The organism is Nonlabens arenilitoris (assembly GCF_002954765.1).
In the GTDB taxonomy this organism is placed as follows: domain Bacteria; phylum Bacteroidota; class Bacteroidia; order Flavobacteriales; family Flavobacteriaceae; genus Nonlabens; species Nonlabens arenilitoris.
In genome coordinates, this window is the sequence record NZ_MTPW01000001.1 from 563415 (window position 1) to 575561 (window position 12147).

The following is a 12147-nucleotide window of genomic DNA, read 5'->3' on the forward strand; positions in this document are numbered from 1 at the left end:
AATATCAAAATAAGTAACTTATTCCATTCAACTTGCACTAATACATCAAACTATATTGATGATGAGCCTAGAAGAAGCACAACTGACTATAAACTCTTATCGAGTATTAACTACTGATCGTAAGTCATTAAAATTACTTGATAAATGGAATGAACTTCTTATAGAAGTTAAGAATCTAGATTTAAAACAAAACGAATTAGACATTCTTAACCAAGAACTAGAAGTTCAATTCTGTCGTATCAATGACTCTAATATCAATAGAAAAGTTATTAAAGAGAGTTTGAAATCTACTCTTCTATTAATGCAAAATATGCTAAGAATTAAAGATTCATATCAGTATACCACTATAGGATGTTTTGCAGGATTATTAGTACCATTAATATCAAACATAAGCATCATATTTGGGTTTTTAATAGGCATGGGAATAGGCTTTATCTTAGATAATTATTTCAATAATACTCAACGCAACATCAAGACCAATCTGCACGACACATGGTAAGAATTAAAGTAGCTATTAATGGGTTTGGTCGCATAGGTCGCACATTTTTAAGAACAGTTTTAGACAACGATGATATCGATGTTGTGGCTATTAATGATCTAGCGCCTACAAATGTGATGGCACATTTATTAAAATATGATTCTATACACGGGACCTTATCACACGATGTAACCTATACTAAGGACTCAATTGTTATAAACGATAAATCGATATTATTTACACATCATAAAAATTTAGAAGATCTTGATTGGACAGGAGTTGATATCGTGATAGAATCTACAGGTAAATTTAAAACGCTAGCGCAACTACAAAAGCATCGTGATGCTGGTGCAAGAAAAGTGATTCTAAGTGCTCCACCAGTTGATGATGATATAAAAACAGTGGTACTAGGTGTTAATGACCATACAATAAATGAAGATGATGTAATATTATCTAATGCAAGTTGCACAACTAACAATGCAGCTCCTTTTATTAAAGTATTAGATGAATTATGCGGAGTTGAACAAGCATATATCACCACGGTACATAGTTACACGTCTGACCAAAGTCTACATGACCAACCGCATAATGATTTAAGACGTGCTAGAGCCGCTGGTCAGTCTATAGTACCTACTACAACTGGTGCCGCAAAGGCACTTACTAAAATTTTCCCACATCTTAGTGAGGTTATAGGTGGCTGTGGCATACGTGTCCCTGTACCCAATGGTAGTTTAACAGACATGACTATCAATGTAAAAAGAGACACTAGCATTGAAGAAGTAAATGCTGCTTTTCTAGCTTTTGCAAATTCAAATCCAAGTACTTTCTCCTATACTGATGTACCATTAGTCTCTATTGACATATCAGGTAGTCCATATTCTTGCATCTTTGATTCACAAATGACATCTGTAATAGGCAAGCTTATCAAAGTGATAGGCTGGTATGATAATGAAAGTGGATACAGCAATAGATTAAAAGACCTTATTTTAAAAATTAGTTCTCTAGACTAAATTTCAATTGCTTATTCTATATCCTGTTAACTACTTGTAATTTCACAGTAAAATGTATTACCTATGTTAAATTGCCAGATACCGTTTCATAGAAAATATCGACGAAATACATAGTTAAGTAGCTAAATCGACAGTTTTTAAGGCTTTTAGCTAGCGTAATTCTATATTTGTTTGTTAGCAAATTAAATAATTGATCTCTCCAATTAATAAAATACTTCTAATATTCGCCATTATTATGGGTGGATTGTGCGTCGCTCAAAGCGATGATGACGTCTCTTTATCCATTAACAGTCAACAGATTGCAGTTGAAGCGATGTTAGAAAAAGCACGTTTAGCACTTCAAAAATCAGACTACGATAAAGCTCAAAACATAGTATCTAGCGCTATAGAAATAGCAAAAGATTCTTCGTTATTTGCAAGCACTCAACTAGTGCAAGCTGAATATCTTCTTATATGTAATCAATTAGACCTTGCGAGAATCAAATTATCTGACATAGAGCAACTGATACAAGATAAGTCAGACAGCCAGATTAGATTATACTTATTAAAATCTGATTTATTTATAAAAAACAAAAAATTCGTTGACGCTGATCAAACCCTTAATAGTGCCAAAATATTAATACAAAACTCTACAAATCAAGAGTTAAGAGCACTGCATTTATTTCTACGAGCTCAACTTAATCTAGAAACAAACAACTTATATGAAACCGTTAATGGTTTTAGAAATGTAATTCCATTACTTCAAAAACAACAATTGTATTTTTATGAATCGCGTGCCACACTAGGTCTGGCCAAAGCTTATTTTGAAAAACAGGAATTAGATGAAGCAAACGCAGCTACAAATGAAGCCATAAGAATTAGTAAAGATTATAGCTTTATATCTACAGAACTAGAAACTTACAGCCTTAAATCCTCTATTGCTCGCGCTCAAGGCGATTACCAGAAAGGTCTAGAATACATGGATCGCTATATAGAATTAAAAGAATCTATTGTTAAAAATGGAGATAGTGGTAATGCTCTTGCCATAAGAAATAAAGAAAATAAAAGTCTTAAGGAAGAACTTGCAAAAAAACAAAAGGATCTAGACAGGCACGATTACACTAATATCTTATTTTTTGTACTTCTTACTTTATTGTCTTTGTTAACCATGTCACTCTTTAAAAACAATAAATTCAGATTAAGAGCTAACAAAACATTAATCGTAAAGAACAAGTCTTTAATAGAAGAGCGCGATAGAGCACAAGATGCTGCAAAGATTAAAGCAGATTTTCTATCTACAATAACTCACGAACTTAGAACACCTATGTATGCGGTGACTGGTCTTACTCATTTATTATTAGAAAACACACCTAGGGCAGATCAAAAAGAACACTTAGAAACATTGCAATCTTCTGGTGAATACCTACTTTCATTGATTGACAACATTCTTAACTTTAATAAATTAGAAGCAAATAAAGTAGAACTAGAATCTATTCCTTTCAGCCTCAAAAAACGCATACAAGACCTTACCACATCATTAGAAAGTCAGTCCAAAGATCGTAATAATAAACTACAATTAGAATTTGATGATGCGATCCCTAGTCGCATCAACGGTGATCCAGTTAAAATCACTCAAATTTTGATTAATCTAATAGGTAACGCTATCAAATTCACTCAAAACGGTAATATATGGATAAGAGCTAATCGCTTAAAACAAGCAGACAACCGTTGTTTAATTAGATTTGAAGTTGAAGATAATGGTAAAGGTATATCTGATGAAAAACAAGTCGCTATTTTTGAAAACTTTGCGCAAGAAGAATCTAGTACAACTAGAGAATACGGAGGAACTGGGCTAGGACTAGCCATAGTAAAGAATCTAGTAGAATTAATGCAAAGTGATATAAAACTAGATAGTAAACTAGGCCGTGGTAGTATATTCTCATTTGACATCTGGTTTGATCTACCTGATTCTAATAAGTTTTATGACGATTATCAACCACTACAACCTATTTCAAAAACACTTACATCTAATCATGAGGAAATAGTTTTCCCTTCTGAACCAGTTGAACCTATAGAAGCTGTAAAATCCAATTCGATAAGTGAAGTACTAACAGAAAAACCACTCGCTCCAGGAGAACACTTAGAGAAAAAAATCTTAGTCGTAGAAGATAATAAAATCAACCAGATGATTACTCGCAAAATTCTTGAAGGAAAAAATTTTAATTGCGACGTCGCAAACCATGGAGCCGAAGCCTTGCAAAAAGTCCAAGAAACAGAGTATGATTTAATTTTGATGGACATACACATGCCTGTAATGGACGGTAAAAAGGCCACGACCGAGATCCGCAAATTAAACAGAGAAATCCCAATAATTGCACTTACGGCAGTCACCTTAAATGATTCTGAAAAAGAACTTTATCAAATAGGTTTTGATGATATTATTCCTAAACCTTTCAAAATGGATGAGTTTTTTGAAAAGATTCAAAAAGCCTTTACTAATTATCAGGTACTATAAATCAGGTGCATCACCTTTAAATTTCACTTTAATAGGTAAATAGTAAACGTTTTGTAATTTCCACTGAGACAATCTAGTAAAATCTTTTTCTGTAGTAACAACGACCTTATGAGACGCTATAGTTTTAATTTCGCTTTCGCGGAAGCGGTGATGATCACTATACTCTATATGATTAACAGTAAAATATTTTTCTAAATGATTGATGAAAGGTGCTGGTTTTGCAATTCCAGTAACCGCTGTGACGCTATTAAATCTCATATGGACTAAAGACATCGATTTACCTGACTGATATATTTTCTCATCATAGACGATGGTAGAAAAATAAACTTTTTGATTACTTAATGGATGTAGGCGCTTGGTAATCAACTTCATTTCTGATTCAGAAATACAGTCAGGACATTTAGTTACAACTATAGTATGTGCTCTATTAGCTCCTTTCCTAGACTCTCTTAAATTACCAGCAGGCAACAAGTAGTCGTTTGAATATAGCTTATCATAACTGGTAAGCAAGATATAATGACTGGCTTTTACATACCGGTGTTGAAAAGCGTCATCTAGTAAAATAACATCTAGTTTGTGATCTTTTAATAACTGCTCTATTCCATTGACACGCTTTTCACAAACAGCGCTAGTAATTATATCTCCATACTTAAGTTTAATCTGTAAGGGCTCATCTCCTACTTGCGCTGCCGTATGATTTTCATTAATTTCAATATAACCTTTGGTATCACGGCCATATCCACGACTTAACACTGCAATACGTTTACCTTGATGATGTTCAATTAGCCACTCAATCATGGGTGTTTTACCAGTGCCACCTGTACTTAAATTACCTACAGCTATAATAGGAATATCAAATGAATGTTGCATAAGATATCCTTTATCAAAAGCCCAATTACGGACTCTTGTAACTCCATCATATAAGACTGAAAACGGAAATAATAATTTTCTAAGCGATTGCATGTTTCAAAAGTAGGTTAATTTTATCTTTAGCTTTTTAAATCACATACATGAAAATCCAAGAAGTTCTATCCTACATTGAACAATTAGCTCCTAGACATTATGCAGAAGATTTTGACAATACAGGCTTGTTAACAGGCAATTCCCAAGAAGAGGTTAAGGGAATATTAGTAACCCTAGATTGCTTAGAAAATGTGATAGATGAAGCTATATTGAAAAAATGTAATTTAATAGTCACCTTCCACCCTATTATTTTCAGTGGGCTTAAAAACTTAAGACCAGATAATTACGTAAAAAAGGCTGTGATAAAAGCCATCAAAAATGACATTGCGATTTATGCAACACACACCGCACTTGATAACGCAAAAAATGGTGTAAGTTATCGTATGGCTCAAGAATTAGGATTGTGCGACATCAAAACATTAATACCTAAAAAAGAGCTTATTAAAAAACTAATCACTTATATACCGCATGATGATTTTGAAACAGTGAAGGAAGAACTGTTTAAAGTAGGTGCTGGACAGTTAGGTAATTATAAAGAATGTAGTTTTACAATCAATGGCACAGGTACTTTTTTAGGTGGTGAGAATAGTAATCCCGCTATCGGTAAAAAAGGAAATCGAACAACCGTTGAAGAAAAGCTTTTATCAATCACATTTTTACCGCATCTAGAATCTCAGCTACTTAAAACACTATTCAAATGTCATCCATATGAAGAAGTCGCTTATGAAATTACCACCTTAAATAATCAATATGATCATATAGGCATGGGCGCGATAGGAGAATTTAAAAAAGATTTAAGCATTAATGAATTTTTAAAACTATCTAAAGAAAGGTTTAAAACAGGTATTGTTAGACATTCTAATTCTAAAGTCAAAAAAATAAAAAGAGTTGCATTATTAGGTGGTTCGGGAGCATTTGGAATTAAAAATGCAATCCAATCGGGTGCAGATGCTTACATAACGGCAGACTTAAAATACCACGACTTTTTTCTAGGTGATTCCATTCTATTGTGTGATGTTGGGCATTTTGAAAGTGAACAGTTTACAAAAAACCTTTTACACGAATATCTTAGCAAAAAATTTAGTAATTTTGCAATCCTTTGTGCAGATGCGCAAACAAACCCTGTAAACTATTATTAAACAGATGGCAAAAAAGACTGAAGCTACTGTAGAAGATAAGCTTAGAGAGCTTTACAATCTACAATTAATCGATTCCAGAATAGATGAGATTCGCAATGTGCGCGGTGAATTACCTCTTGAGGTAAAAGATCTAGAAGATGAAGTGGAAGGATTAAACACACGTGTGGTTAAGCTTAGCGCTAAACTTGAAGAACTGAACGAATCTATCAAGGATAAGAAAAATAGAATTGAAGAATCTAAATCTCTTATCAAAAAGTATACAGAACAACAAAAGAATGTACGCAACAATCGTGAATTCAACTCTCTATCTAAAGAAATCGAATTTCAAGAGTTAGAGATTGAACTTGCAGAAAAGCACATTCGTGAGTTCAAAGCTCAAATAGAGCAGCAAAACGAAGTTGTAAATGCTAGCAAAGAGCGTATGTCACAACGTACTGAGCATTTAAAGCACAAAAAATCTGAGTTAGAAGAAATTCTAAAAGAGACAGAAAAAGAAGAGCAAGCTCTTATGAAAATGTCTCAAGATCATGCAACTACTGTTGAGCCTCGATTGATCAAAGCTTATACACGTATTAGAACTAGTGTACGTAATGGTCTTGCTGTTGTGCCTATTGAGCGTGGTGCCTCTGGAGGTTCTTATTTTACCATACCACCTCAAGTACAAGTGGAGATTGCTAGTCGTAAAAAAATTATTACTGATGAGCACTCAGGACGTATCTTAGTAGATGCTGCTCTTGCAGAAGAGCAAGTTGAAGCTATGGAAAAAGTATTTGCTAAACTGTAACTTCTTAGTAAACTACATAGAAATCCCTTATCTAAGCATAGTTAAGGGATTTTTTATTTAACGAGGTTTTAATATATATACTTTCCTCAAAAGGTAATTTTACTCTTTAAAACATTAAATCATGAAACTAATAAGCACATTAATTTTAATAATTTTAGCTTCTACCTGTAATACACCAGTTGAGAAAAAGACAGATAAAAAAGAAGCTATACCAGTTCAAGTTAATACTCAAGATGGATTAGAGAGAGCTTACTTTTCTAGCGGCTGTTTTTGGTGTGTTGAGGAAATATATGAAAGCGTTGTAGGAGTTCAAGAAGCTATCTCTGGTTATAGCGGCGGCACTACTGAAAATCCTACATATAGAAATCATTCTGACCATGCCGAGGCAAATGAAATTATATATGATCCTAAAATCGTAAGCTTTAAAACATTGGTAGATGTTTATTTTGCCTCTCAAAATATAGAGCAAGTCAATGGTCAAGGTCCAGACATAGGTGAATCGTACCGCAGCATTATTTTCTACCAGAACCAAGAGCAAAAGAAAATAATAGAAGATAAAATTGCCGCATTAACTAATGATGGTTTTAAAGTCGCTGCAGAAGTAAAGGCATTTGAAAAATTCTGGATAGCCGAAGATTATCATCAAGACTATGCAAAATTGCACCCCAACCAAGGCTATATACAAGGCGTATCTATTCCACGGTGGAGAAAATTTGCTTCTAAAATGCCCGATGTAATTAAACCTACGGTAAGTCATTAACAGTTCTAAGGTAAATTGTAGAATACATATTTAGAAATTTAAATTTGTTTCTTAAAAGAATTTATATACATTTACAGTATTATGATAAAAAATAATAATATCAGCTTCAATAATAATTCTTTACTGACGTAAAGTAGTATCTGGTATTTTAAAAAATTCAAAAGGTCTACTTCACAGTAGGCCTTTTTTCATTTAAACAATTTAATTATGTGTGGAATAGTAGGGATGTTTCAGCTGAAGAAAGACAGCCAAGAGCAACGAGAAAAAGTTTTAGAACTTTCAAAAAAATTAAGACATAGAGGACCTGACTGGTCGGGAATCTATTGTGGCGACAATGCCATACTTGCTCATGAACGATTAACCATTGTAGATCCTCAATCTGGAGGTCAACCTTTATATAGTCCAGACGGTAAAATCGTACTTGCCGTTAATGGAGAGATCTATAACCATCAAAAAATACGCGATCATTATAAAGATAGTTATGATTTTAAAACTAAAAGTGACTGTGAGGTCATATTAGCGCTTTATCAAGATAAAGGTGTAGACTTTATGGATGAGCTTACAGGAATGTACGGCTTTGCACTTTATGACAGTGAAAAAGATGTTTTCCTTTGTGCAAGGGACCATCAGGGAATTATTCCTCTTTACTACGGTACAGATGAACTTGGGCAATTCTATGTTGCAAGTGAGCTTAAAGCTTTAGAAGGAACTTGTAATCAAATCAATCCATTTCCTCCAGGGCACTATTATTATAGTAAGGATAATAGTTTTACAAAGTGGTATGATCGCGAGTGGAAAAATTATGATGCCGTAAAAGGCAATACAAGCTCTGTCGCAGATCTTAAAAAAGCCATGGAAGATTCTGTTCATAGACATTTAATGAGTGACGTACCCTATGGAGTATTGCTATCTGGTGGATTAGATAGCTCTATAGTTAGTGCAGTTGCAAAAAAATATGCTGCAAAACGTATAGAAACTGGTGATAACAGTGATGCTTGGTGGCCGCAACTTCACTCGTTTGCTATAGGTTTAGAAGGATCACCAGATCTAGCAGCTGCACAAAAAGTTGCTGATCATATAGGAACTGTACACCACAGTGTAAATTTTACAATTCAAGAAGGATTAGACGCCATTAAGGATGTGGTATATTTCTTAGAGACCTATGACGTAACAACCATTAGAGCTTCAACTCCTATGTATTTACTAGCTAGGGTCATAAAATCTATGGGTATCAAAATGGTACTTTCTGGAGAAGGTAGTGATGAAATTTTTGGTGGATATTTATACTTTCACAAAGCACCTAATGCCGAGGAGTTTCATAAAGAAACAGTTCGTAAACTTGACACATTACATCTTTATGACAACTTAAGAGCAAATAAATCGCTGGCTGCATGGGGAATAGAAGGTCGTGTACCTTTTCTTGATAAAGAATTTATTGATGTTGCAATGCGACTTAATCCCCAAGACAAAATGTGTGGTGGTGGCAAAATGGAAAAGCACATACTTAGAGAAGCTTTTGAGGATTATTTACCTGAAAGTGTCGCATGGCGTCAAAAAGAACAATTTAGCGATGGTGTAGGCTACAGCTGGATAGACACCTTAAAAGAAGTCGTAAACGACGTTGTTACTGATGAGATGATGGAAGCAGCTCCATATAAATACAAAATCAATCCACCACAAAATAAAGAAGAGTATTACTACCGCAGTATTTTTAGTGAACACTTCCCTAGTGATACGGCCGCAAATTGTGTCCCTTCTTTAAAATCTGTAGCCTGTTCAACACCGGTTGCACTGGAATGGGATGAGGCATTTAAAAACATGAATGACCCATCTGGACGTGCTGTAAGCGGTGTACATGATGAAGGTTATTAAAAAAATGTTAGATACTTGTAGGATTTAAAATGCCTACTTACATTTACAACTTCTATGAGAAACGCAAATCATACTTGGTGGTGGAATTATACAGCTCAACAGCCGTAAAGTCACCCGTATGTTTATATAACTAAAGGTCTGCTTAACGGCAGACCTTTTTCTTTTACCCATTTTTAGAAGTCATAATGCAAAAACATAAAGCAACTACCACACAAGAATCTATTCTAGCAGACATGCTTACTCCTGTAGCCATATACATGCGATTGCGTGATAAATATCCTGGTAGTATCTTACTAGAAAGTAACGAGTATGGAGAACGCAGTAATAGCTATTCTTTTATTTGCTGTAATCCAGTAGCTCAATTTTCAGTCACAAATTCTAGTATAGATAGCCAGTTTCCAGATGGCACTTTTCAACAATCATCTTATGATTCAGGCTATGATTTAGCAGCTGGACTTACACAATTTAAGGATTCATTCTCTCATACACTCTCAGATTTACCATTTCCTAATCACGGCCTCTTCGGTTATTTAGGATATGATGCTGTGCAGTTATTTGAGTCATTAGAGTTTCGCTTTCGCGAAAGCGAAAACAACATACCTCTTGCCCATTATCAAGTATTTCAAAATGTAATGGTATTTGATCATTACCACAACCAACTACATATTTTTGAACATCTTTATGATGGTAAGAATTCTAAAATGAATGAACTGCTTAGTGTCATCAAACATAAAGATGTTGCGCAGTATAGTTTTAATACTACTGGCGCCGAAACATCAGAAATGAATGATGATGCCTTTAAAAATTTAATTGAAAAAGGAAAAGAACATTGTCGACGTGGTGATGTATTTCAAATTGTATTATCTCGTAAATTTTCTCAAGATTTTCAAGGAGATGATTTCAACGTATACCGTGAATTAAGAGCCATTAATCCTAGTCCATATTTATTCTATTTTGACTACGGTAATTATAGAATATTTGGATCTTCACCTGAAGCTCAATTAATTATTAAAGAAAATCATGCCAGCATTCAACCTATTGCCGGAACTTATAAAAGAACAGGTAATGACAGTGCCGATCTAAAAGCCGCCGAGGAATTGAAAAAAGACCCTAAAGAAACTGCAGAACATGTAATGTTAGTTGATCTAGCGCGCAATGATCTAAGCAGACACGCAAGAGATGTTTCTGTTACTGATTATCAAAATATTCATTTCTACTCTCATGTTATACACATGGTTAGTAAAGTTACAGGATTAATTAACGAAGAAGATAAAATACGTTTAATAGGTGATACCTTTCCAGCTGGCACCTTGAGTGGCGCTCCTAAATATAAGGCCATGCAACTCATTGATCAATATGAATCATCTAGTCGCAGTTTTTATGGTGGAGCCATAGGATACCTAGGATTTGATGGTAATTTTAATCATGCCATTATAATACGCAGTATTTTATCACAAGGAAAGACTCTTAACTTTAGAGCTGGAGCAGGTGTAGTTGTACACAGTAATATTGATGACGAGACACAAGAAGTATATAATAAAACTAACGCCTTGCGGAAGGCCATTAATCAAGCAACTCAAAACCATTCTATAAAATGAGAACAAAAACATTAAAATTTTTATCAAGCTTAATCCTCGCTGTAATTTTTATTTCTTGTGATTCAAACGATGTTATTTATGAAGCCTCACCATCAACAAAGAATTTAAAATTAAACGTTACTGATGCTATTGATTTTAAAACAAATCATAAAAACATCAATGATTATCTAACATCATCAGAGGCTTATAACGCTACGGCTGTTCAATATCGTTTGGGAAGTACTATAGGATTTAAGGAACTATATTTTATCAAACCTATGATGAAAAATTTCAAAGCAGAAGAAGGTATGAGGACAGTACTAACTTTAAGAAGTTATAACCATTCAAATGCCTTAATTGACGAATTAGTTTTATCTAGAACTGATAATGACACTATTTTTTCAGGTAAAGTTTTTAAAGACCTCACTATTGAAAAAATGGTGAATCAAAATAAAACAAGGTATTCTATTGACTCAAAAGGTAAATTTCAAATTATTAAATAATGAAAAGCATTCTTATCATAGATAATTACGACTCTTTTACCTTCAATCTAGTTCACTATTTAGAAGATTTAGATGTAAATGTCACCGTAGTACGTAACGATAAAATAACACCAGAAGAGTGTGTTAATTATGATGCTATCGTACTATCTCCAGGACCAGGAATACCAAGTGAAGCTGGTAATCTTATACCCATCATTGATTTTTTAAAAGATAAAAAGCCGCTACTAGGAATATGTTTAGGACATCAGGCCATTACTGAAGTCTTTGGTGGAGAAATTATTAACCTTGATAAGGTATATCATGGGATTTCAACACAAATGACACACACGGGTAATGAGCTTTTTGAAAACATTGACACTAATTTTGAGGCTGGACGTTACCATTCATGGGCTGCTCAAGCCAGTAGTTTTCCAGATGTTTTAGAAATAACTGCAACTGATGAAAATGGTCAAATTATGGCTTTAAAACATAAAGAACTACCTATTTACGGACTACAATTTCATCCAGAAAGTATCATGACTCCGCAGGGAAAAACGATGCTCAAGAACTTTATAGACACCTTATAGC

At 34.0% G+C, this 12147-nt stretch carries 11 protein-coding genes; 10 read left to right on the forward strand and 1 reads right to left on the reverse strand.

Annotation, left to right across the window (positions count from 1 at the left end):
* Window positions 1-61: 61 nt before the first annotated feature.
* The 3 genes from BST92_RS02460 (at window position 62) to BST92_RS02470 (ending at window position 3982) form a co-directional block, all read left to right on the forward strand.
* The gene (locus tag BST92_RS02460) at window positions 62-499 is read left to right on the forward strand and encodes a hypothetical protein (RefSeq protein WP_146105086.1); all 438 of its coding nucleotides are present in this window, start codon (window positions 62-64) and stop codon (window positions 497-499) included.
* Entirely contained in the window at window positions 493-1488 is a 996-nt protein-coding gene (gap, locus tag BST92_RS02465; RefSeq protein ID WP_105070026.1) for a type I glyceraldehyde-3-phosphate dehydrogenase, read from the forward strand. The genes BST92_RS02460 and gap overlap by 7 nt, the downstream gene beginning before the upstream one ends.
* A gap of 235 nt (window positions 1489-1723) precedes the next feature.
* Window positions 1724-3982 (forward strand): tetratricopeptide repeat-containing hybrid sensor histidine kinase/response regulator, encoded by a 2259-nt coding sequence (locus BST92_RS02470; protein WP_105070027.1) that lies wholly within the window; start codon window positions 1724-1726, stop codon window positions 3980-3982.
* On the opposite strand, the gene lpxK is transcribed toward BST92_RS02470, so the two are convergent.
* On the reverse strand, window positions 3977-4945 hold the full coding sequence (lpxK, locus tag BST92_RS02475) for a tetraacyldisaccharide 4'-kinase (RefSeq protein ID WP_105070028.1): 969 nt from the start codon (window positions 4943-4945) through the stop codon (window positions 3977-3979). The genes BST92_RS02470 and lpxK overlap by 6 nt on opposite strands.
* Before the next feature lie 47 nt (window positions 4946-4992).
* Between lpxK and BST92_RS02480 the strand changes: the two genes are divergently transcribed.
* The 7 genes from BST92_RS02480 to BST92_RS02510 all read left to right on the forward strand — a co-directional run bounded on the left by BST92_RS02480 (window position 4993) and on the right by BST92_RS02510 (window position 12146).
* A complete protein-coding gene (locus BST92_RS02480; RefSeq protein ID WP_105070029.1) occupies window positions 4993-6084 on the forward strand; it encodes a Nif3-like dinuclear metal center hexameric protein in 1092 nt (363 codons plus the stop codon).
* Window positions 6085-6088: 4 nt separating this feature from the next.
* Window positions 6089-6868: a zinc ribbon domain-containing protein gene (locus BST92_RS02485; protein WP_105070030.1), complete on the forward strand. Its 780-nt coding sequence runs from the start codon at window positions 6089-6091 to the stop codon at window positions 6866-6868.
* A gap of 121 nt (window positions 6869-6989) precedes the next feature.
* Entirely contained in the window at window positions 6990-7628 is a 639-nt protein-coding gene (msrA, locus tag BST92_RS02490; protein ID WP_105070031.1) for a peptide-methionine (S)-S-oxide reductase MsrA, read from the forward strand.
* Window positions 7629-7835: 207 nt separating this feature from the next.
* On the forward strand, window positions 7836-9500 hold the full coding sequence (gene asnB / locus BST92_RS02495) for an asparagine synthase B (protein WP_105070032.1): 1665 nt from the start codon (window positions 7836-7838) through the stop codon (window positions 9498-9500).
* A gap of 185 nt (window positions 9501-9685) precedes the next feature.
* Window positions 9686-11098, forward strand: a complete 1413-nt coding sequence (locus BST92_RS02500; protein WP_105070033.1) for an anthranilate synthase component I family protein — start codon at window positions 9686-9688, stop codon at window positions 11096-11098.
* Window positions 11095-11580, forward strand: a complete 486-nt coding sequence (locus tag BST92_RS02505) for a hypothetical protein (RefSeq protein WP_105070034.1) — start codon at window positions 11095-11097, stop codon at window positions 11578-11580. Before BST92_RS02500 ends, BST92_RS02505 begins: the two co-directional genes overlap by 4 nt.
* Entirely contained in the window at window positions 11580-12146 is a 567-nt protein-coding gene (locus tag BST92_RS02510; protein WP_105070035.1) for an anthranilate synthase component II, read from the forward strand. Before BST92_RS02505 ends, BST92_RS02510 begins: the two co-directional genes overlap by 1 nt.
* Window position 12147: the final 1 nt, after the last annotated feature.